Source organism: Mycobacterium sp. NGS69 (genome assembly GCF_059812165.1).
Map to the genome: position 1 here is coordinate 162,428 of NZ_JCALCD010000001.1, position 20,406 is coordinate 182,833.

At 66.9% G+C, this 20,406-nt stretch carries 20 protein-coding genes and 1 pseudogene; 11 read left to right on the forward strand and 10 right to left on the reverse strand.

Annotation, left to right across the window (positions count from 1 at the left end; all coding sequences use genetic code 11):
- Positions 1 to 25: 25 nt before the first annotated feature.
- The 3 genes from AC5Y2S_RS00860 to AC5Y2S_RS00870 all read right to left on the reverse strand — a co-directional run bounded on the left by AC5Y2S_RS00860 (position 26) and on the right by AC5Y2S_RS00870 (position 3,869).
- The gene (locus AC5Y2S_RS00860) at positions 26 to 1,171 is read right to left on the reverse strand and encodes a thiolase family protein (RefSeq protein WP_499953207.1); all 1,146 of its coding nucleotides are present in this window, start codon (positions 1,169 to 1,171) and stop codon (positions 26 to 28) included.
- Between the two features lie 103 nt (positions 1,172 to 1,274).
- Positions 1,275 to 2,441, reverse strand: coding sequence for an acyl-CoA dehydrogenase family protein (locus AC5Y2S_RS00865; RefSeq protein ID WP_499954300.1), 1,167 nt, complete (start codon positions 2,439 to 2,441; stop codon positions 1,275 to 1,277).
- A gap of 129 nt (positions 2,442 to 2,570) precedes the next feature.
- Positions 2,571 to 3,869, reverse strand: coding sequence for an amidohydrolase family protein (locus tag AC5Y2S_RS00870; protein WP_499953209.1), 1,299 nt, complete (start codon positions 3,867 to 3,869; stop codon positions 2,571 to 2,573).
- A 283-nt stretch (positions 3,870 to 4,152) separates the two neighbouring features.
- On the opposite strand from AC5Y2S_RS00870, the gene AC5Y2S_RS00875 reads away from it, so the two are divergent.
- The 8 genes from AC5Y2S_RS00875 to AC5Y2S_RS00910 are packed head-to-tail and all read left to right on the forward strand — an operon-like array spanning position 4,153 to position 10,108.
- Positions 4,153 to 4,686, forward strand: coding sequence for a carboxymuconolactone decarboxylase family protein (locus AC5Y2S_RS00875; RefSeq protein WP_499953210.1), 534 nt, complete (start codon positions 4,153 to 4,155; stop codon positions 4,684 to 4,686).
- 4 nt (positions 4,687 to 4,690) lie between these two features.
- On the forward strand, positions 4,691 to 5,968 hold the full coding sequence (locus tag AC5Y2S_RS00880) for an aromatic ring-hydroxylating oxygenase subunit alpha (RefSeq protein ID WP_499953211.1): 1,278 nt from the start codon (positions 4,691 to 4,693) through the stop codon (positions 5,966 to 5,968).
- Positions 5,952 to 6,275 (forward strand): hypothetical protein, encoded by a 324-nt coding sequence (locus AC5Y2S_RS00885; protein ID WP_499953213.1) that lies wholly within the window; start codon positions 5,952 to 5,954, stop codon positions 6,273 to 6,275. The genes AC5Y2S_RS00880 and AC5Y2S_RS00885 overlap by 17 nt, the downstream gene beginning before the upstream one ends.
- Before the next feature lie 3 nt (positions 6,276 to 6,278).
- On the forward strand, positions 6,279 to 7,499 hold the full coding sequence (locus tag AC5Y2S_RS00890) for a metal-dependent hydrolase family protein (protein WP_499953214.1): 1,221 nt from the start codon (positions 6,279 to 6,281) through the stop codon (positions 7,497 to 7,499).
- Entirely contained in the window at positions 7,483 to 7,905 is a 423-nt protein-coding gene (locus AC5Y2S_RS00895; protein ID WP_499953216.1) for a nuclear transport factor 2 family protein, read from the forward strand. Before AC5Y2S_RS00890 ends, AC5Y2S_RS00895 begins: the two co-directional genes overlap by 17 nt.
- Complete coding sequence (locus tag AC5Y2S_RS00900; protein ID WP_499953217.1) at positions 7,902 to 8,990, forward strand: acyl-CoA dehydrogenase family protein; 1,089 nt, start codon at positions 7,902 to 7,904, stop codon at positions 8,988 to 8,990. Before AC5Y2S_RS00895 ends, AC5Y2S_RS00900 begins: the two co-directional genes overlap by 4 nt.
- Before the next feature lie 51 nt (positions 8,991 to 9,041).
- Positions 9,042 to 9,788: an acyl-CoA dehydrogenase family protein gene (locus tag AC5Y2S_RS00905; RefSeq protein ID WP_499954302.1), complete on the forward strand. Its 747-nt coding sequence runs from the start codon at positions 9,042 to 9,044 to the stop codon at positions 9,786 to 9,788.
- Between the two features lie 56 nt (positions 9,789 to 9,844).
- Positions 9,845 to 10,108 (forward strand): DUF4190 domain-containing protein, encoded by a 264-nt coding sequence (locus AC5Y2S_RS00910; RefSeq protein ID WP_499953219.1) that lies wholly within the window; start codon positions 9,845 to 9,847, stop codon positions 10,106 to 10,108.
- On the opposite strand, the gene AC5Y2S_RS00915 is transcribed toward AC5Y2S_RS00910, so the two are convergent.
- Together AC5Y2S_RS00915 and AC5Y2S_RS00920 are read right to left on the reverse strand one after the other, a co-directional pair.
- Positions 10,105 to 10,629 carry an acyl-CoA dehydrogenase family protein gene (locus AC5Y2S_RS00915; RefSeq protein WP_499954304.1) on the reverse strand — a complete coding sequence of 175 codons (525 nt, stop codon included), beginning with the start codon at positions 10,627 to 10,629 and terminating at the stop codon, positions 10,105 to 10,107. The two genes, AC5Y2S_RS00910 and AC5Y2S_RS00915, sit on opposite strands and share 4 nt — an antisense overlap.
- Positions 10,627 to 11,280: pseudogene (locus AC5Y2S_RS00920) on the reverse strand (acyl-CoA dehydrogenase family protein); the annotation flags it as partial. The gene AC5Y2S_RS00915 and the pseudogene AC5Y2S_RS00920, both read right to left, overlap by 3 nt.
- A 218-nt stretch (positions 11,281 to 11,498) precedes the next feature.
- On the opposite strand from AC5Y2S_RS00920, the gene AC5Y2S_RS00925 reads away from it, so the two are divergent.
- The 3 genes from AC5Y2S_RS00925 to AC5Y2S_RS00935 all read left to right on the forward strand — a co-directional run bounded on the left by AC5Y2S_RS00925 (position 11,499) and on the right by AC5Y2S_RS00935 (position 14,017).
- Positions 11,499 to 12,149, forward strand: coding sequence for a TetR/AcrR family transcriptional regulator (locus tag AC5Y2S_RS00925; protein ID WP_499903594.1), 651 nt, complete (start codon positions 11,499 to 11,501; stop codon positions 12,147 to 12,149).
- Positions 12,150 to 12,317: 168 nt separating this feature from the next.
- Positions 12,318 to 13,169 (forward strand): mycofactocin-coupled SDR family oxidoreductase, encoded by an 852-nt coding sequence (locus AC5Y2S_RS00930; RefSeq protein WP_499903595.1) that lies wholly within the window; start codon positions 12,318 to 12,320, stop codon positions 13,167 to 13,169.
- Positions 13,170 to 13,180: 11 nt separating this feature from the next.
- Positions 13,181 to 14,017, forward strand: coding sequence for an SDR family NAD(P)-dependent oxidoreductase (locus AC5Y2S_RS00935; protein WP_499953221.1), 837 nt, complete (start codon positions 13,181 to 13,183; stop codon positions 14,015 to 14,017).
- On the opposite strand, the gene AC5Y2S_RS00940 is transcribed toward AC5Y2S_RS00935, so the two are convergent.
- The 5 genes from AC5Y2S_RS00940 to AC5Y2S_RS00960 are packed head-to-tail and all read right to left on the reverse strand — an operon-like array spanning position 13,950 to position 20,308.
- Entirely contained in the window at positions 13,950 to 14,420 is a 471-nt protein-coding gene (locus tag AC5Y2S_RS00940; protein WP_499953222.1) for a hypothetical protein, read from the reverse strand. The genes AC5Y2S_RS00935 and AC5Y2S_RS00940 overlap by 68 nt on opposite strands.
- A 51-nt stretch (positions 14,421 to 14,471) precedes the next feature.
- A complete protein-coding gene (locus tag AC5Y2S_RS00945; RefSeq protein ID WP_499953224.1) occupies positions 14,472 to 16,901 on the reverse strand; it encodes a CaiB/BaiF CoA transferase family protein in 2,430 nt (809 codons plus the stop codon).
- Positions 16,898 to 18,025, reverse strand: coding sequence for a M24 family metallopeptidase (locus tag AC5Y2S_RS00950; protein WP_499953225.1), 1,128 nt, complete (start codon positions 18,023 to 18,025; stop codon positions 16,898 to 16,900). Before AC5Y2S_RS00950 ends, AC5Y2S_RS00945 begins: the two co-directional genes overlap by 4 nt.
- The gene (locus AC5Y2S_RS00955) at positions 18,006 to 19,247 is read right to left on the reverse strand and encodes a M24 family metallopeptidase (protein WP_499953227.1); all 1,242 of its coding nucleotides are present in this window, start codon (positions 19,245 to 19,247) and stop codon (positions 18,006 to 18,008) included. The genes AC5Y2S_RS00950 and AC5Y2S_RS00955 overlap by 20 nt, the downstream gene beginning before the upstream one ends.
- Positions 19,247 to 20,308 (reverse strand): amidohydrolase family protein, encoded by a 1,062-nt coding sequence (locus AC5Y2S_RS00960; protein WP_499954306.1) that lies wholly within the window; start codon positions 20,306 to 20,308, stop codon positions 19,247 to 19,249. Before AC5Y2S_RS00960 ends, AC5Y2S_RS00955 begins: the two co-directional genes overlap by 1 nt.
- Between the last annotated feature and the right edge of the window lie 98 nt (positions 20,309 to 20,406).

Sequence of the window (20,406 nt, forward strand, 5' to 3'; positions counted from 1 at the left end):
CGTCGGGCGCCGTTTGCGGCGGGCGTTAAGAGACCAGCTCGACCAGGGTGGCGTTGGCCGTGCCGCCGCCCTCGCACATCGTCTGCAGGCCGTATCGGATGCCGTTATCCCGCATGTGGTGGGCCATGCGCGTCATCAGCACCGCGCCGGAGGCGCCCAGCGGGTGCCCCAGCGCGATGGCGCCGCCGAGCGGGTTCAGGCGATCGGGGTCCGCCCCGGTTTCCGCGAGCCACGCCAGCGGGACGGGCGCGAACGCCTCGTTGACTTCGAAGACCCCCACGTCCGCCAGCGAGATGCCGGCCTTGGTCAGCACCTTCTCGGTCGCCGGGATGGGGCCGGTCAGCATGAGCACCGGATCCGCCCCGGTGACGGCGCCGGCCCGGTAGCGCAGCAGCGGCGTCAAACCCAACTCGACGGCCATCTCGGACGTGGTCACCAGCAGCGCCGCCGCCCCGTCGGAGATCTGCGAGGAATTGCCCGCGTGGATCACGCCGTCGTCGACGAACGCGGGCTTGAGCCCGGCCAGTTTCTCCACGGTGGTGCCCCGGCGCACCCCCTCGTCGGCGACGACGGTCCCGTCATCGGTGAACACCGGAACGATCTGATCGGTGAAGGCCCCAGCGTCCTGGGCGGCGGCCGCCAGCTCGTGCGACCGGACCGAGTACTCGTCGAGCTGGCCGCGGGAAAACCCCCACTTCTTGGCGATCATCTCCGCCGACAGGCCCTGGTTGAACGAGAAATCGTCATAGCGCTCAAGGACTTTCGGGCCGTAGGGCATCCCCGATGCCCGGGCCGCACCCAGCGGAACGCGGCTCATCACCTCCACGCCGCCGGCCACGACGACGTCCTGCTGACCCGACATCACCGCCTGCACGGCGAAATCGAGCGCCTGCTGGCTGGAGCCGCACGCCCGGTTGACCGTGGTCCCGGGGATGGTTTCCGGCCAGCCGGCGGCCAGGACGGCGTAGCGCCCGATGTTGCTGGACTGGTCGCCGACCTGGGACACGCATCCCCAGATCACGTCGTCGACGATCTCCGGGCCCACGCCCGCGCGGTCCAGCACCTCGTTGAGCACGACCGCGGACAGGTCCGCGGGATGCACGCCGGCCAACCCGCCGTTGCGCTTTCCTACCGCCGTCCGCACCGCCTCGACGATGACTGTCTCACGCATCTTCACTCCGTTTTTCTCCGTCAGATGTTCCATGATCGCCGAGCGTGCAATGACGGCGAAAAATCACCCAAAACTCGCCGTGACCGCATGCTCGACGTTAGGCCTAATAGCTCCTCGGCAGTTTCAGGACGTTGGCTCCCAGGAAATTCAGAATCATCTCCTGGCTGACCGGCGCGATCTTCATCAGCCGGGCCTCGCGGAAGTAGCGCGTGATGTGGTACTCCTCCGCGTATCCCATGCCGCCGTGGGTCTGCAACGCCCGGTCCGCGGCGGTGAAGCCGGCGTCCGCGCACAGGTATTTGGCGGTATTGGCCTCGCGCCCACAGGGTTTGCCGTTGTCGTAGAGCCAGGTCGCCTTGCGCAGCATCAACTCGGCCGCGTCGAGGCGGGCCAGCGAGTCGGCGAGCGGGAATTGCAGGCCCTGGTTCATGCCGATGGGCCGGCCGAAGACCTCACGCTCGTTGCCGTACTTCACCGCCTTGTCCAGCGCCACCCGCCCGATTCCGAGCGCTTCGGCGGCGATCAGCATCCGTTCGGGGTTCAGGCCGTCCAGGATGTACTGGAAACCCTTGCCCTCCTCGCCGATTCGATCCTCGACGGGCACTTCGAGGTTGTCGATGAACAACTCGTTGGAGCTGACCGCGTTGCGGCCCATCTTGCGGATGGGGCGGATGTCGACTCGGTTGCGATCGAGGTCGGTGATGAACAGCGTCATGCCGTCGGTCTTCTTGGCGACCTCGTCATAGCTTTGGGTCCGGGTCAGCAGCAGGATCTTGTCCGACTCCATGGCTTTCGAGATCCATACCTTGCGGCCGTTGACGATGTAGCGGTCGCCGTCGCGTTTGGCGAAGGTGATGATGCGCGACGTGTCCAGCCCCGCACCGGGTTCGGTGACCCCGAAGCAGACGTGCACCTCGCCGGTCGCGACCTGGGGCAGCGTGCGCGCCTTGAGTTCGTCGGAACCGTGCACCACCACCGGTTGCATGCCGAAGATCGACAGGTGAATCGAGCTGGCCGCGTTCATCGCGCCGCCGGACTTGGCGACCTCTTCGAGCAGGATGGTAGCTTCGGTGATCCCCAGGCCGTGGCCGCCGTACTCGGTCGGAATCGTCATGCCGAGCCAGCCGCCGTCGGCTATGGCCTTGTAGAACTCGGCCGGAAACTCGTGCGCCTGATCCTTTTCCATCCAGTACTGGTCGTCGAACTTGCGGGCCAGCTCGGCGACCGACCGGCGGATCAGCTCCTGGTCATCGGTCAGCTCGAAGTTCATTCCTGCGCCGGGCACTGGTAGATCTCCTTATCAGCGCGAGCAGACGCAAAATCGCACGTTTGGCGCCCGAACTATGCGATTTTGCGTCTGCTCGCCGGGCACCGGCGCACTGAGCACTCCGGTGATGCGTCAGTCCGTGTTGCCGGTAAGGGCCTTCGCGTTGGCCGCAAACTCCGCGAAGGACGAGCCGCCTCGGGAGTCCTTGTCGTGGCCCTTCGCTTTGATGGACACGTCGTGGCCCTCGGCGGCCTTGCGCAATGCGCCGACGGTCGCCTGTTCGCGCGAAATGTGCGTGAACGGGTCGAACGAGTACCAACGCATGGCGTTCTCGTAGGCCATCTTGTTGATCTCGTCGTCGGGAACGCTGTTGAGGGACAACACGTCCCACAGTTCTTCGGGCGCGCCCGGCCACATCGAGTCGCTGTGCGGGTAGTCGGCCTCCCAGGCGATGTTGTCGATGCCGATCATGTTGCGCAGCGCGACGCCCACCTTGTCACTGATGAAGCACGTCAGGAAGTGCTCGCGGAAGACGTCGCTGGGCAGCTTGCCGCCGAAGTTCTGGTGGGTCCACGCGGAATGCATCTCGTAGGTTCGGTCGGCGCGCTCCAGGAAGTAGGGGATCCACCCGGTGCCGCCCTCGGACAGCGCGATCTTCAGGTCGGGGTACTCCTTGATCGGCCGCGACCACAGCAGGTCCGCGGCGGCCTGCACGATGTTCATCGGCTGCAGCGTGATCATCACGTCCATGGGCGCGTCGGGCGCCGTGATCGCGAGCCGGCCCGAGGATCCGATGTGCACGTTCATCACGGTGTTGGTGTCGCACAACGCCTTCCACAGCGGGTTCCAATACTCGTCGTGGAAGCTGGGGTAGCCCATCGCGGCCGGGTTCTCGGTGAAGGTCAGCGCGTGCACGCCCTTCTTCGACACCCGGCGCACCTCGGCGGCGCACGCCTCGGCGTCCCAGATCACCGGGATCGCCATCGGGATGAACCGCGCGGGGTACGCCCCGCACCACTCGTCGATGTGCCAGTCGTTGTACGCCTGCACCAGCGAGATCGAGAAGTCGTGGTCCTCGGTGGCGAACAGCCGCCCGGCGAAACCGGGGAACGACGGGAAGCAGATCGAGGCCAGGATGCCGCCGGCGTTCATGTCCTTGATGCGTTCGTCCACGTTGTAACAACCCGGCCGGATTTCATCGAGACCGGTCGGCTCGATGCCGTACTCCTCCTTCGGCCTGCCGGCCACCGCGTTCAGCGCCACGTTCGGGATCACCGTGTCGCGGAACTTCCACATGTCGGAACCGTCGGGGTTGTGCACCAACCGGGGCGCGTCGTCGATGTACTTCTTCGCCAGGTGGTTCTTGAACATGTCCGGCGGCTCGACGGTGTGGTCGTCGACGCTGATCAGGATCATGTCTTCCTTGTTCATGGCCATATCCTTCCGAGTCTGCGATCCATCTCAGTCATTCGGGCGTGCCGTTCCCGCACGGCATCGACCAACCAACGCCCGGCGCCAAGATCACTATTTTGAAAACTATCTTCTCGCGCAGCGAGAATCAACATCCAGGGAACGTCGCGGGCCCGGCCAGCGCGGATCCCGGCCGTCGGCATTGACCAACCGACCGAATCGTGCAAGTCTATTGGTTGAAAATGAGAATCTGATTCTCTTTCGCCGAGAGTTGGTCGAGAGAACGCCGAGAGGAGACGCGCGGATGCGCCTGCCGCCGCTGCCCGCGGACGAGTGGGATGAGGCTGTCGAGCAGTCACTGTCCGGCATGCTGCCCCCGGAAAGGCGTAATCCGCGCGATGCCGGCACGCTCATGTCGACGCTCGCGCGCCACCCGAAGCTGGCCCGCGCGTATCTGCGGTTCGGCGGGTATCTGCTCATGGCCTCCTCCCTCCCCCCGCGGATCCGCGAACAAGCGATCCTGCGGGTCGCCCACCGGCGTGACTGCGCCTACGAGTGGTCACACCACGTGGACATCGCAAAAGAAGCGGGACTCACCGACGCCGAGATCGCGGCCGCCAAAACCGGGCAGGTGGACGACGAGTTCGATCGCGCCGTGTTCGCCGCCGTCGACGAACTCGACGAGAAGTCGAACGTCTCGGATCAGACATGGGCCGCTCTCGGCGAACGGCTTGACGAGCGTCAGCGAATGGATTTCGTCTTCACCGTCGGCGGCTACATCGCGCTCGCGATGGCCATCAACACTTTTGGCGTTCGGCCCGAGAACGAGAAAGGTTAGAACCTTGCCCCACTTTCCGAAACCAGCTGCCGGCAGCTGGACAGAGAACTACCCCGAACTCGGGACCGCCCCGGTCGACTACACCGACTCGATCGACCCGAAGTTCTTCGAGGCCGAGCGCGAGGCAGTCTTTAAAAAGCAGTGGCTCAACGTCGGCCGGGTCAATCGCCTGCCGCGCACCGGCAGCTACTTCACCAAGGAGCTGCCGTCGGCCGGCAAGGGCATGTCGGTGATCGTCGTCAAGACCAAGGACGGATCCGTCAAGGCTTTTCACAACGTCTGCCGCCATCGCGGAAACAAGCTGGTGTGGAACGACTTTCCGCAGGAGGAGACGTCGGGCACGTGCCGGCAGTTCACCTGCAAGTACCACGCCTGGCGCTACAGCCTGGACGGCGAGCTGACCTTCGTCCAGCAGGAGGACGAGTTCTTCGACCTCGACAAGAGCCAATACGGCCTGGCTCCCGTCCGCTGCGAGGTGTGGGAAGGCTTCATCTTCATCAACTTCGACAACAACGCCTCGCCGCTCACCGACTACCTCGGTCCGCTGGCCAAGAGCATCGAGGGCTATCCGTTTGGCGAGATGACGGAGACCTATTCCTACCGGGCCGAGGTCGGCAGCAACTGGAAGCTGTTCATCGACGCGTTCGTCGAGTTCTATCACGCGCCGATCCTGCACCAGGGGCAGTACACCAAGGAGGAAGCCGCCAAGATCCAGAAGTACGGATACGAGGCGCTGCACTACGAGGTGGCCGGGCCGCACAGCCTGCAGTCGACCTGGGGTGGTCAGGCGCCCCCCTCCGACATGTCCATGGTCAAACCGATGGACCAGGTGTTGCGCAGCGGTTTGTTCGGCCCATGGGACAAGCCGGAGATCATCGAGAACCTCGAGCTGCCGCCGGGCGTCAATGTGAAGCGGGTGCCGCAGTGGGGCATCGACTCGTGGCTGTTCTATCCGAACTTCATGCTGCTGATCTGGGAGCCCGGCTGGTTTCTGACCTACCACTACTGGCCGACCGCGGTGGACAAGCACATCTTCGAGTGCACGCTGTATTTCGTTCCGCCGCGCAACGCGCGGGAGCGGTTGGCCCAGGAGTTGGCCGCGGTGACGTTCAAGGAATACGCGCTGCAGGACGCCAACACGCTGGAAGCGACGCAGACCATGATCGGCACTCGGGCCGTCAAGGAATTCCTGCTGTGCGATCAGGAGGTCCTGATCCGCCACTTGCACAAGACCACCGGCGATTACGTAAAGGAGTACGCCCACAATGGCGCTGCCCGCTGAATTCGCTGACCTGGAGCCCTATTTGGATTGGGACCTGGCGACCGAACCCGAGCGCTACGCCAAGCGGCTGGCCTCGACTATGGCCGAGATGCAGGCCTTCTACGACGTGGCGTTCCCCCGCCTGAACGACGCCATCGCCTACTGCGACAAGTTCCCGCTGGACGATCTGCCCGAGGACGCCCGTACGCTGATGCACATCATGCAGTCACTCGTCATGGTGTCGTTCCCGATCGAGGCGTGGAAACAACCGCGGGTGCCCGACAGCGGCGCGGCGTGGGTGGAGTGCATCCGGGAACCGGTGATCTAACCGGTGTTGACGCTCAAGGCCGCCGGGCTGCTTGACGTCGACGCCGGTGAGATCGTGTCCCCCGGCGTCGTTCGGATCGAGGGCGACCGGATCGCGGGTGTGGGCGGTGAGCCCGAGGGTGAGCTCATCGACCTCGGCGACCGGATCCTGTTGCCCGGCCTGATGGACATGGAGGTCAACCTCCTGATGGGCGGGCGCGGGGAAAAACCCGGGCTGTCCCAGGTTCAGGACGACCCGCCGACGCGGGTGCTGCGCGCGGTCGGCAACGCCCGCCGCACATTGCGCGCCGGCTTCACCACCGTGCGAAACCTCGGGTTGTTCGTCAAGACCGGCGGTTACCTGCTCGACGTCGCCCTGGGCAAGGCCATCGACGCGGGCTGGATCGAGGGGCCGAGAGTGGTGCCGGCCGGCCACGCCATCACCCCGACCGGCGGCCACCTGGATCCGACGATGTTCGCCGCGTTCGCACCCCACGTGCTGGATCTGACGGTCGAAGAGGGCATCGCCAACGGGATCGACGAAATCCGTAAGGCGGTGCGCTACCAGATCAAACACGGCGCCGAGCTGATCAAGGTCTGCTGCTCGGGTGGGGTGATGTCGCTGACGGGACCGCCGGGCGCGCAACACTATTCGGACGAGGAACTGCGCGCGATCGTCGACGAGGCGCATCGGCGCGGGCTGCGCGTCGCCGCGCACACGCACGGGGCGGAGGCGGTAAAGCACGCCGTCGCGGCCGGCATCGACTGCATCGAGCACGGCTTTTTGATCGACGACGAGGCGATCGCGACCATGGTCGAGCATGGCACGTTCCTGGTGTCCACCCGGCGTCTGGCCGACGGCGATGCCATGGACGTCTCCCATGCCCCGCCCGAACTGCAGGCCAAGGCCGCCGAGATGTTCCCGAAGGCGCGCACCTCGATCCTGGCCGCCTACAAAGCCGGCGTGAAGATCGCGGTGGGCACCGACGCGCCCGCGATCCCGCATGGCAAGAATGCCGACGAGCTTGTCACGCTTGTCGATTGGGGCCTGCCACCGTTGGCGGTGCTGCGGGCGGCCACGGTGACCGCCGCCGAGCTCATCAACGCTGACGACCGCGGACGGCTGGCGGAGGGCCAGCTCGCCGATATCATCGCGGTCCCCGGAAACCCGTTGGAAGACATCACCGTTACCCAGCACGTCAGCTTCGTCATGAAAGGCGGCAAGGTCTATGCCAACCAGAACTGACGACCTGGTCGAGATTCAGCAGCTGCTCGCCCGCTACGCGGTCACCATCACCCAGGAAGACATCGACGGGCTCATCGGCGTCTTCACACCGGACGGCACCTACAGCGCCTTCGGCTCCACGTACCGGTTGGACAGGTTTCCCGAGCTGGTCGCGGCGGCCCCAAAGGGGCTGTTCCTCACCGGAACTGCCTTGATAGAAGACATCGACGGCGATTCCGCCAGCGGCACCCAGCCGCTGTGCTTCATCGACCACGCCACCCATGACATGCGGATCGGCTACTACCGCGACACCTACGCCCGCACGGCCGACGGATGGCGGCTGAAGACACGGGCGATGACGTTCATCCGTCGCAGCGGCGTGCACGACTCGGGGCGCCCGCACGCAGTCGGCCGTCCGCAGCCGTGAATGTAGAGGAGTTCCGGGCGGGCCTGTGTGCGTGGCTCGAAGACAATGATCTGACCCCGGGGCCCGATCACTCGCTGCAGGGCCATATGGAGCAATTCGCGCGCGTCAGCCGCGCGTTGTATGACGCCGATTGGATGCGCTACGGCTGGCCGGTCGAAGTCGGCGGCCTGGGTGGCCCCGCCGTCCTGCGCGCGATCGTCGGCGAGGAGGTGGTGGGCCGCCGGCTGGCCGAGCCCGGTCCCTACTCGATGCTCGAGGTGCTGGCGCCCACGATGATCGATTACGCGCCCGCCGAACTCGCGGCGGAAATGGTGCCGCGGCTGCTCAGCGGCCGCGAGCACTGGTGCCAGGGCTTTTCGGAGCCGGGGTCCGGCAGCGACCTCGCGTCGCTGACCACCCGCGCAACGCCCCAGGGCGACAACTGGATCGTCAACGGCCAAAAGGTCTGGACCAGCTTCGCGCAGTTCTCGACGCGCTGCATCCTGCTCACCCGCACCGCGCCGGGTCACGACGGCATCACCGCCTTCTTCGTCGACCTCGACACACCGGGCATCACCATCCGGCCGCTTCGCACGATGCACGGGGTCGACGAATTCTGCGAGGTCTACTACGACGACGTGGTGATCCCGGCGAGCCGCATGCTCGGCCAACCCGGAGACGGCTGGCAACTCGCGATGGACCTGCTGCCCTACGAGCGCTCCGCCTGCTTCTGGCAGCGAATCGCCTACCTCTACTCGCGCTTCGACGAGCTCCTCGCCGAAGCGCGGGAACCCGACGAATCCGCCCTGGGCTCGGCCTATCTGGCGCTGCACACGCTGCGCTGCCGATCCCGAGACACCCAGCACCGGTTGCGCGACGGCGCACGATTGGGACCGGACACCTCCATCGACAAGGTGCTGCTGGCCACCGCCGAGCAACGGCTCTACGACACCGTCCGTGACCTGTTGCCCGGGACGCTGGAACTCGATGACACGCCGTGGCGCTCGGAGTACCTGTACTCGCGCGCGGCCACCATCTACGGCGGCACCGCCGAGATCCAGCGCAACATCATCGCCCGCCGGCTGCTCGACCTCGGGAAGGAGTGAATCGTGGACTCCGAGGCGCTGCAGCTGCTGGCCGACTCGCTGCGCACCACCATGACCGCCGCGAGCGGGGCCAAGCTGGACGTCGCGCTGTCCGATCTCGGCTGGCGCGACATGCTCGATGAAATACCTGGCGTGGCAATGCCTTTGGTGTTCCGGCTGCTCGGCGAGACCGGCGCGCAAGCCCCGGTGCTCAACGATGTGGTGTTGCGCGCGGCCGGACGCGAAGACGGCGAAACCGTACCCCTGCCGTTCGCCGGGGGTTCATGGGTGGTGTGGGAGCGTGACGACCGCACTACCCCGACGATGGGCGGGCTGCCGATACACCTTGTGTCAGAGGGGGATCCGGTGCCGCTGGCCGAGGGGCGGCGGGCGGTGGGTTGGTGGCTGGTCGGCAGCGGCCGGGCGATGCTGTCGCTGGCGCGCCAGCACGCCCTCGACCGTGTTCAGTTCGGGCGGCGCATCAGCTCGTTCCAGGCGGTCCGGCACCGGCTGGCCGAAACGCTCGTCGCGATCGAGGGCGCCGAGGCGACCCTGAACGCCGCCGCGCAGGCGGACGACCCCGACGGCCTGGCTTCCCTGCTGGCCAAGGCCGCGGCGGGCCAGGCGGCGCTCACCGCCGCGCGCCATTGCCAGCAGGTGCTGGGCGGCATCGGCTTCACCGCCGAGCACCAGCTGCACCATCACGTCAAGCGGTCGCTGGTCTTGGACGGGCTGCTGGGCAGCGCACGGGAATTGACCCGTGAAGCCGGAACGATGTTGCGAACCAAGGGCTTCGCGCCACGGTTGGTGCAGCTGTAACGGGCCAGCGAATTTCTGCGCGTACACTCGTCTCGCAACCACGAGGATGGGACGCGATGAACCAGCCCGACGGACCCCGAAACGAGGTCGGCGTCGCCTCGCTGCTCGTGGGCATCGTCTCGCTCCTCACCTGCTGGCTGCTGATCGGCGTGCCCTTCGGCATCGCGGCGGTGATAACCGGCGACGTCGCCCGCAGACGAGTGCAGCGCGGCGAGGCGAACAACCCCCGAATTGCGATGGCGGGCATGGTCTTAGGTGCCGTTTCGATCGCGGCGGGGCTCGTGGCGATCGGCTACTACGCCTGGTCGGACGCGCGCTAGTTGCGCGGCAGGCCGAGCACCCGTTCGGCGATGATGTTCCGCTGGATTTCGGATGTGCCGCCGGCGATGGTCGCGGCGAAGCTGCGCGCGTAGCGATCGAACCAACTGCGGTAGTGGCTGTCGAGGTTCAACGGGGCGAACGGGGCGGTCACCGCGTGGTAGACGAGGCCCTCGGCGCCCGCGGCGTTCAGCGCGTCCTCCGAGGCCCGCTGGAGGGCCTCCGAACCGAGCAGCTTGAGCACCGACTGGGCGGGCACGTCCTCTTCCCCGCGAGCGGCGCGCGCCAGGGCCGCCGACCCGAGCAGCCGCAGCGCGTAGGAATCCATCACCAAGGTGGCGTAGCGGTCCCGCTCGAGCGCTCCGGACGGGCTGAAATCGACGGTCAGCTCGTGCAACAGGTCGACATATCCCATCCACAGCATGACCCGTTCGTGCCCCAGCGAACCGGTTGCGACCCGCCAGCCCTCATCGAGCTGGCCGACAAGATTCTCGGCGGGCACCCGCGCGTCGGTGAAAAACACCTCGTTGAAGTCGATTTCATCGTCGTCGCACATCGACGCGAACGGGCGTCGCACCACACCCGGGGTATCGGTCGGGATCATCAATGCGCTGATGCCCTTGTGTTTCGGCTTGCCCGGGTCGGTGCGCACGAACGTCAACAGCACGTCGGCGTCGTGAGCCCCCGACGTCCACACCTTCTGGCCGTTGACCACGAAGTGGTCGCCGTCGCGCACCGCCCGCGTTTTCAGCGAGGCGAGGTCCGAACCCGCGCCCGGTTCGCTCATCCCCAACGACGCGGTGATCTCCGCCCGCAGGATCGGCACCGCCCATCGCCGCGTCTGCTCCGGGGTGCCAAACGCCAGCAGGGACGCGGCGATGATGCCGACGCCCTGCGGATTGAAGCTTTGATAGATGCGCCGGCGTCCCAGTTCCTCCATGTACACGTATTGCTGCAAAAGCGTGGCGTTGCGCCCACCGAATTCCGGTGGATTCCCGGGAAGCAGCCATCCGCTATCGAAGAGCAGCCGTTGCCAGCGTCGGGCCCACTCCGGGATGTGCGAACTCGACCGCGGTCGCTCAAGAGTCTCCGCCTCGGCAGGAAGATGCTCGTCCAGGAAAGCCACGAACTCGGCGCGGAACGCCTCGACGTCGGCATCGAAGGTCAGTTGCACAGCACTCCTGCGAAGACGGTTTGCGGATTCTCGGCGACGGCGCGATTCGCTCTAGCGATTAAGCTTCCATACACACGTGTAAGAGAATAGTATTCTCGTCGTGAGAAAGTTACAATCTCCGACACGGCGTCCATAGGGGGTCGAGCGCACCGATGGCACGGCGTTCTCCGGTAGAGTCCAATCATGTTCTCCCCACGCGGCAATCGGCTGAGCCGACCGTGACAAGCCCGAGCGAAGAGCCGGCCTGGAAGCAGCGCGCGGTCGAGCGGTCGATCAAGACCGCGAAATTGCGTGCGGCACAGCGCGTTCAGCGGTTCCTCGACGCGGCACAGGCGATCATCATCGAGAAGGGCAGCACCGACTTTACCGTCCAGGAGGTCGTGGATCGCTCTCGCCAGTCGTTGCGGAGCTTCTACCTGCAGTTCGACGGCAAGCACGAGCTCTTGCTCGCCCTCTTCGAAGACGCACTGAGCCGATCCGCCGATCAGATCCGCGCGGCCACCGAGAGCCACACCGACGCGCTGGAGCGCCTCAAGGTCGCCGTCGAGCTGCTGTACGAGTCGTCACGTCCCGATCCAACGGCCCAACGGCCGTTGTTCACCGACTTTGCGCCCCGTTTGCTGGTCACGCACCCTGCCGAGGTCAAGGTCGCGCACGCCCCGCTGCTGGCGTTGCTCACCGAGCTCATGGAGGCCGCCGCCGACGCCGGCAAGCTGCGCGCCGACATCAACCCGAAGCGGGTGGCTGCGATGACCATGCAGACCGTGATGTTCATCGCACAATCCAGTGGCGGCTCCGACGACGCGACGATCCACCCCATCACGGCCGACGAGGTCTGGGACTTCTGCTCACGCGGATTCGTCGGCTAGCAAGCCTGTAGCGAAGCGAGCAAATAGCGCACGGCATTGCCAGTCGAGAATGATGTTCTCTAATATCTAGAACGAGAACTAGCCGAAATGGATCCGGCGTTGACATGCGCCGCCGGGTGATGACGAGTCGGCTGTCCGCTGAGCCATTGAGGAAATGAGGTAATAGCCATGACAGGACGTGTCGAGGGCAAAGTCGCCTTCATCACCGGGGCGGCGCGCGGTCAGGGCCGCAGCCACGCGGTGCGGTTGGCGCAGGAGGGCGCCGACATCATCGCGGTCGACATCTGCAAGCCGATCCGCGAGGGCCTGGTCGAGGGCTCGGCGATCCCAGCGTCGACGCCGGAGGACCTGGCGGAGACGGCCGACCTCGTCAAGGGGCACAACCGCCGGATCGTCACCGCCGAGGTCGACGTGCGCGACTACGCCGCACTGAAGGCCGCCGTCGACAGCGGTGTGGAGCAGCTGGGCCGGCTGGACATCATCGTCGCCAACGCGGGCATCGGCAATGGCGGTGAAACGCTGGACAAAACCAGCGAAGAGGACTGGACGGAAATGATCGACGTCAACCTGTCCGGGGTGTGGAAAACGGTGAAGGCCGGCGTCCCGCACATCCTGGCCGGCGGACGCGGCGGATCGATCGTCCTGACCAGCTCGGTCGGGGGGCTCAAGGCGTACCCGCACACCGGGCACTATGTCGCCGCCAAACACGGCGTGGTGGGGCTGATGCGCGCCTTCGGAGTCGAGTTGGGGCAGCACATGATTCGGGTCAATTCGGTGCACCCGACCCACGTGAGCACAGCGATGATCATGAACGAGGGGACGTGGCGGATGTTCCGGCCGGACCTGGAAAACCCGGGTCCCGACGACATGGCGCCGATCTGCCAGATGTTTCACACGCTGCCGATCCCGTGGGTCGACCCCATCGACATCAGCAATGCGGTGCTGTTCTTCGCCTCCGACGAGTCCCGCTACGTCACCGGCGTGACCCTGCCCATCGACGCGGGTAGCTGCCTTAAGTAGCGTTCCGTCCCATGGACGGATTCGAGGGACGCGGCGCCGTTGTCACCGGCGGGGCGAGTGGCATCGGCCTGGCCACCGCAGCCGAGTTTGCCCGCCGCGGGGCCCGGCTCGTACTCGCCGACGTCGACCAGCCCACACTGGAACAGGCCGTCGCGCACTTGCGTGGCGAGGGGTTCGACGCCCACGGCGTGATGTGCGACGTGCGGCATCTCGAGGAGATGGTTCACCTCGCGGACGAAGCGGTTCGCCTGCTCGGCCAGGTGGACGTGCTGTTCAGCAACGCCGGCATCGTGGTCGCGGGCCCGATCGCGCAAATGACGCACGAAGACTGGCGGTGGGTGATCGATATCGACCTGTGGGGGTCGATCCACGCCGTCGAGGCGTTCCTGCCGAGACTGCTCGAGCAGGGCACCGGTGGCCACATCGCGTTCACCGCGTCGTTCGCCGGGCTAGTTCCCAACGCGGGCCTCGGGGCGTACGGCGTGGCCAAGTACGGCGTCGTGGCCCTGGCGGAGACGCTGTCCCGCGAGGTCAGGGACAACGGCATCGGCGTTTCGGTGCTGTGCCCGATGGTCGTCGAAACCAAGTTGGTGTCCAACTCGGAACGGATCCGCGGCGCGGATTACGGCCTGGCGTCGACGCCCGACGTGACGGGTTCGCTCGGGCCGCTGCCGGCGCAGGACCAAACCCTTGGCGTCGACGACGTGGCGCGGCTGACCGCCGACGCGATCCTGGCGAACCGCCTGTACGTCCTGCCGCACGAGGCGGCGCGCGCCTCGGTCAAGCGTCGATTCGACCGCATTGATCGCACTTTTGACGAGCAGGCTGCCGAGGGCTGGGCCCACTAGGGGTTCGCACTGGGCCGAACAGTGCCGCGGCCGCCAATACGAGCAGCGGCAACAGGATTCCGTTCAGCGTCGCGTCCCGGGTGTTGTACATCTGCAGCATCGACAGGTGATAGGCACAGTGCAGCGTGTTGAAGACGAGCCAGGTGACCGCCGTGACCCTGACGAGGGTCTGGTTGGCGACCAGGACGAACGTCACGGCGCTCAGCGCCGCCAGTGCCAGAAACATCGCTCCGACGTCCTTGACGAAGTGCTCGTTGAATGGGCCGAGTTGCGGGAGCCAGGTCATCCCGAACCCGGGAAAGTTGTCGTACCAATGGCGCGGTGCCGCGTAGGCCCACCCGCCCGTTACCGCGCCGCTGGCGCCCAAGAGAACCAATACGCTTCGGTGAAGTAGTGCGTTCATACCACTTCAGACTCCGCAGCTGCCGAAAGTGTGACGACGGCGGGGCCCGGCCTACATCGCGGGCGCGCCGCCGATGACTCCTTCGGCCTCCAGGTCCGCGATCTCCGCTGGGGTCAGACCCAGTACGGAGAGCACCTCATGGTTGTGTTGCCCGAGCGTGGGTGCCGGATTCGTGTGGAGCCGCCCGGGCCAGCCGGAGAACCTCATGGGCACCGTGCTGAGCTTGGCCCGGCCGTTCAGCGGGTCATCGACCTCTTCGAAGAAGCCGCGAAATGCCAGCTGCTGCAACTCCGTCTGGCGGTGGGGCTGCATCACCTTGGCCACCGGCACGCCGGCGTCCCAAAGCGTGGCGACGATGTCGTCGCGGCGGCGGTGCTTACACCACGCGGCCAGCCGCTCATCAATGAGATCCTCCTCGGCGCGCCGCCCGGCCTCGGTCGACAGCTTGGGATCGGTTGCCCAGGAGGGTGATCCGAGCGCGTCGCACAGCTTTTGCCATTGATCGTCGGTTTGCACCGCGATGGCGACCCAGCAGTCGGGCCGGCCGAATTCGTCGATGTCGGCGCTGCGGTAGAGGTTCTGGGGCGCCGCGGCCGGTCCGCGGTTGCCGGCGCGCTGCAGCAGCGCCCCGTACGCGGTGTACTCGATGACCTGCTCGGCCGCGATGTTCAGCGCCGCGTCGACCATCGACGCCTCGACCAGCACCCCGTTCCCGGTGCGGCGTCTGTGCTCCAGCGCCAGCAGCAGGGCGTTGAGGGCATGGACGCCGGCGTTGGGGTCGCCGATCGAATACGGCTCGTACGGCGGGCGGTCCGGGTAGCCGGTCAGCCAACTCAGCCCGGAGGCCGATTCGATGGCGTAGGCGAACGCCGGGTTGTCGCGCCACGGCCCGTCGAGCCCGAACCCGGGCATGCGCAGCATCACCGCGTCGGCCCGGACCGCTTGAACCGCCGCGAAATCCAGGCCGATCTGGTCGAGCACCCGGGGGGTGAAATTTTCGACGATCGCGTCGCAGGTCGCGATGAGCCGCAGCAGGACCTCCCGTCCGCGTGGACGCTGCAGGTCCAGCGCCAGGCCCTTCTTATTGCTGTTCAGGGCCGCGAAGATCGGCGACTTGTCCCACCACTGCCTCTCGGTGCTGGGTATTCCGGCGATGAGCCGGGTGCCGTCCGGCCGGCGGGCGGACTCGACGTGGATGACTTCGGCGCCGAGCATGGCCAGGAAGTGGGTGCAGCAGGGCCCGGCCCAGAAGGTCGTCACGTCCAATACCCGAAGCCCCGTGAACGGCAAGGGTTTCGGCGATCCGGAGGGTGTCGGCGCGCGCCGCGGGGTCAGCGCCGCGGCCCGGTAGCGCGCCGTGTGCTCGCCCAGTCGCGGCGCCGCCGCGGGCGGCCGTAGCCTCGCGGGCCGCATCCGGTAAGGGTGGTTCGGCTGGTGAAAGTCGCCGCGCGGGTTGCGCACGAAGGAGCCTCGTTCGACGAAGTGTTCCAATGACTCGATGGTGGCGCCGTTGGCGACCGGCGCGTTGGGGATCCGGAAGGCCGTTGCGAGTTCGCGGATCTCGTCGACCAGGTTGGCCTCGACCCAGGCGTAGATGTCTTGGGCATGGATGTTGGCCTGCTCCGTGATGGTCAGCGGCGACTGTTCATCGATCCATTCCGGGTGACCGACCATCGCGCACAGGTCAAACCACTGCTGCGCGGTCCCACAGCCGAGGTCGACCAGACCGTCCTTCGCCCGGGCCACACCCGGCACCGTGAGGCGTCTGGCGTCTCGCCAGGGCCGGCCGAGCATCTCGAAGTAGGTCACCGGATAGTAAGTCAGGCACAGGATCTGGGTCTCCAGCATCGACAGGTCGATGATTTCACCGGGTCCCGCCGAGCCGTCGCGGCGCAACCGCGACGCCAGGGTGGCGGCGCTCGCGTAGGCGCCGGCCATATACTCACCGACCTGCCCGCCGACGAAGACGGGTGCCCGTTCGGGCAACCCGCGGCCCAGCCCGACGATCCCGCCCGACCATGCCTGCAGGGTGAATTCGGTTGCCGCCCGGTCTTTCCAGGGGCCCCGCAGGCCGAACGGCGTGATCGAGGTGACGGTCAGGTGTGGGTGCGCCTGATGGGTCGCGTCCGGCGCGAAGCGCGGATGTTCGGCCACCCGCGAGCCCCGGGACCACACCACCGCGTCCGCCGTGGCCATTAACCGTGTGACCAGGTCGATGTCGTCGTTAACCGCGGGATCGGCGACCACGCTGTGCTTGGCACCGGACAGGAAGCCGAATAGCGCCCCGTCGGCATCGGCGGGGAGGGACGCGCCCGAGGCCGACCACCGGCGCAGCGGATCACCTTCTGGCGGTTCGACTTTGATGACATCGGCGCCGCCGTCGGCGAGCAGCTTGGTGCAGTAGGCGCCCGCTATTCCGGTGGAAAGGTCGACCACGGTGCAGCCGGCCAAGGGCGCATCGACCCGCGGTCGCTCACTCATGCCCGCCATGACGGGCTCGAGGTCAGCACCTCGGGGCCGTCGGCGGTGATCAACACCGCCTCCCGCCCGAACACCGCCCCGACACCCTGCTCCCACACGTAGCCCGTCACCGCCAAAACCATCCCCGGCTCGAGCCGCTCGTCGGCCGCGGTGCGCGGCAGGTGCTTCGACACCACCGGTGGGTCGAAGCCCATGCCCAGGCCGCGGGCCACCGGCATCGGCGGCGCGGGTTCCCCGGCGGCCTCGTACGCCGCCAGCAGGTCACCGGCCGCGGCGCCGGGCCGGCACGCGGCGAGCAGCCTGTCCCCCAGATCGTCCCAGCGCCGATACAAGGCGGGGGCGCCACAGACCTCGCCCGCCGGCCAGGTGCGCCCGACCTCGCCCATATAGCCACCGGCGAGCACGCCGGCCGAAAACGCCACCAGATCACCGTCATTGACACGGCCGTCACCGGTGACCCGCCGCCACGGGTGGTCGGGCGACGTGATCCACGCGAATTCCTGGCTGGACGGCGTGCTCACGCCGCCGGCCGCCATGGCCTCCAGCATGACGCCGGCCAGGGTTTGTTCACGCACGCCGGGGTGCAGTTCGGCCACCGCGGCGGCCAGGCCGGACTCGGCCACCGCGCACGCCTCCCGCAGCGCGACGACCTCTTCGGCGGTTTTGACGCGCCGGGCGGCGCGCATCGCGCGCTCGCCGTCGACGAGCTCGGCGTTGGGAAAGGCGGTGGGCAGCAGCTGCGCGAAAGCCGGTGAGAGCGCGTCGGTTCCGACGCGACGTGCCGTGGCCGCACCGTCGATGCGTCGCAGCACCGACATGGTCGTGGCCGGGTTCCACGAGATGCCGTACAGGTTCTCGTGGGGAATGTCCTCCGGGACGCCTTCATCCCACGTGCTGAGCAGATGAATGGCGCCGGTCGCCCGGACCAGCACACAGGACGGGCCGAACGGCCGGGTTCCGGCGACCCAGAGCTGGGGGGTGCCGGTGACGTAGCGGGTGTTGGCCTGACGCCCCAAAACCAGCACGTCGAGGTCGTGGGCCGCCATCTGGTCCAGCGCGCGCTGACGGCGACCCGATCGCAGCGCCCGTGCGTCGGGGCAGACTTCAACGGACACGGGAGCCATACGGGGCGTAGGGGTAGTCGGTCAATCGAGTCGAGCCTTCCTCGGTGATCACCACGACTTCTTCGCTGCGGTAGCCGCCGGTGCCGTCCTCCCAGACCACCGGCTCGAGCACCAGCACCATTCCCGACTGCAGGACGAAGTTGTCGTCGAACTCCTGGCCGAGATCCGTTCCGATCATGGGCATTTCGGCCGCGTTGACGCCGATTCCGTGCCCGAGGTAGAAGTGCGGCAGCCAGGGCCGGGTGCCGTCGTTGGCCGCGATGGCGGCCCTGCCCAGATCGCCGGCGGTGGCGCCGGCGCGGGCCACGGCCTCGACGGCGGTCATGATGTCCTGCCACCTGTCGAACTGCGCCTGCTGGCGCGGTGTCGGTTCCCGGCCCACGATCCAGGTGCGGCCGAAGTCCGAGCAGTAGCCGTGGTAGGTGATGCTGACGTCGGTCCACAGGACGTCGCCCTCGGCGAGTTCGCGCTCGGTGCTCAGCAGCGGCAGCGCCAAGTCGCCATGCGTCGTCCAGACCCCTTCGGCCTTGCTGGGCGGCATCACCTGCCAGATCGGCTCCAGCATGCTGGCCATGGCGCCCAATTCGAAGGCCCGCCGCAAAAAGCTTGCCGACAGGTCGATCTGGCGGACGCCGGGGGCGAGGGCCTTGACCACGTCGACCATCGCCTCATCGGTGATCCGCACGGCGGTGCGGATGCAGGCCAGTTCGTCGGGGGTCTTGACGACCTTGGCCGCGCTGACGACGGCCGCCGCATCGGCGGGACCGCCGTTGGGGAACAACGACTTCGCGGCTCGCGACATCGCACCCGTGCACTCGTCCACCGCGATCACCGCCCCGGCCGGGATCAGCTCGGCCAGTCGGCGGGCGAAATCGCTCACGCCTTCGTCGAATTCGAGGTAGACCGGCCCGTGCAGATGGTCGACCGGCAGCTCCGACTCGTGCGCGGCGCCCTCACGGAACGGCAGGAACAGGTGCGGCCATTCGTCGTCCGCGAGCACCACGGCCACCGGCCGCTCGACGTAGGACAACCCCGCGTCACCCAGTGGCCAACTGGTCCCGGTGGCGTACACCACCGCGCTGTTGCCCAGCAGGATCATCGCGTCGACACCGCGGTCGGCCATCGCCGAGCGCAGACGCGTTCCCGTCTCGCGGCGCATCCGGGTCAGATCGGGTGTTTCGGGAATCACCAGACTGGCGCTCGATTGTGCCAACGTCGTCATTACAAGCCCAGGAACTCGGTCACGTTGCCGCTGACGATTCGCGCCGCGTTCTCCGGTCCGACCGCGTCGACGACGGCGGCCAGTGATTTCTCCGAGTAACCGTAGGTGCTTTCGTTGTGCGGGTAATCGCTGGACCACATCGCCTTGTGCACGCCGATCTTGTCGATCAGCTCCAGGCCCAGCGGGTCGACCATGAACGACGCGCTCATGTGGTTGTCCCAGTAGTAGCGCACGTCGTGTTCCAGCGGCCGGTTGAACATGTGCTGATACGACGCCACCAGGTGCTCGGCGTCTTGCAGCGCCCACGGCACCCAGGAGATCCCGCCCTCGAACCAGCCGAGGCGCAGCGCCGGGTGCCGGTCGAGGATGCCGCCGAAGATGTACTTGGCGAACGTTTCCCGGAATCCGTCGATATTGATCATCATTCCGACGACGACGCTGTTGAACTCGGTCGGGCTCTTCGGCGGCGTCTCCCCGATGTGGTGGGTGATCGGCAGGCCGGCGGCCTCGATCTCGTCCCAGACGGCGTCCATCGACGTGCTCGAGTAGTCGATGGGGTTGCCGTCGTCGTCCTTGCCGGGATTGAGCGGCATCAGAAACGTCTTGAGTCCCAGCGATTTCAGCTCATCCAGCGTGCGCCGGGCGCCTTGCGGATCCCACCAGTTGATCAGCCCGGCGCCGTAAAAGTGGCCGTTCGAGCGCTCCTGGAGCTCCGCGATGTGCTCGTTGTAGATGCGGAACGTGAGTTCGCGAAGCTTCTTGTCGGGATAGTGGAAGAGCGCGAGCACCGCGTTGGGGAAGGCCAGTTCCTTGTCGACGCCGTCCTCGCGCAGCTCCTGGATGCGGGCCTCGATGTTGTTGCTCGCGGCCCCGGGCAGGTCGTCGTACTGCATCAGCACCGCGCTGAAGTCACCCGGCAGAAACGACTGCCCCTTGCGCCCGACCTGATAAGCGCCGTCCTCGTACCAGATCCGCGGCGCCTTGTCCTTGAGCTCCTCCGGGAAGCGCTCGTAGAAGATGTCGGCGGCGAGGGAGACGTGGTTGTCGGCGGAAAAAACCACCGTCCCTTCGGGCAGCCCCACGTCGCTGCCGCTGGCGTGCCCGCGGCGATCTTTCGGTGCGCCAAAGCCTCCCGGCGGGTAGAGCGAAGGTGCGGTTG

Coding starts and splice junctions, on each gene's coding strand:
- AC5Y2S_RS00940 (WP_499953222.1), bottom strand. CDS start 14,420: ATGAACGCACTACTTCACCGAAGCGTATTGGTTCTCTTGGGCGCCAGC.
- AC5Y2S_RS00895 (WP_499953216.1), top strand. CDS start 7,483: ATGCCAACCAGAACTGACGACCTGGTCGAGATTCAGCAGCTGCTCGCC.
- AC5Y2S_RS00875 (WP_499953210.1), top strand. CDS start 4,153: ATGCGCCTGCCGCCGCTGCCCGCGGACGAGTGGGATGAGGCTGTCGAG.
- AC5Y2S_RS00935 (WP_499953221.1), top strand. CDS start 13,181: ATGGACGGATTCGAGGGACGCGGCGCCGTTGTCACCGGCGGGGCGAGT.
- AC5Y2S_RS00945 (WP_499953224.1), bottom strand. CDS start 16,901: ATGAGTGAGCGACCGCGGGTCGATGCGCCCTTGGCCGGCTGCACCGTG.
- AC5Y2S_RS00860 (WP_499953207.1), bottom strand. CDS start 1,171: ATGCGTGAGACAGTCATCGTCGAGGCGGTGCGGACGGCGGTAGGAAAG.
- AC5Y2S_RS00870 (WP_499953209.1), bottom strand. CDS start 3,869: ATGAACAAGGAAGACATGATCCTGATCAGCGTCGACGACCACACCGTC.
- AC5Y2S_RS00950 (WP_499953225.1), bottom strand. CDS start 18,025: ATGGCTCCCGTGTCCGTTGAAGTCTGCCCCGACGCACGGGCGCTGCGA.
- AC5Y2S_RS00905 (WP_499954302.1), top strand. CDS start 9,042: ATGACCGCCGCGAGCGGGGCCAAGCTGGACGTCGCGCTGTCCGATCTC.
- AC5Y2S_RS00865 (WP_499954300.1), bottom strand. CDS start 2,441: ATGAACTTCGAGCTGACCGATGACCAGGAGCTGATCCGCCGGTCGGTC.
- AC5Y2S_RS00955 (WP_499953227.1), bottom strand. CDS start 19,247: ATGACGACGTTGGCACAATCGAGCGCCAGTCTGGTGATTCCCGAAACA.
- AC5Y2S_RS00885 (WP_499953213.1), top strand. CDS start 5,952: ATGGCGCTGCCCGCTGAATTCGCTGACCTGGAGCCCTATTTGGATTGG.
- AC5Y2S_RS00910 (WP_499953219.1), top strand. CDS start 9,845: ATGAACCAGCCCGACGGACCCCGAAACGAGGTCGGCGTCGCCTCGCTG.
- AC5Y2S_RS00930 (WP_499903595.1), top strand. CDS start 12,318: ATGACAGGACGTGTCGAGGGCAAAGTCGCCTTCATCACCGGGGCGGCG.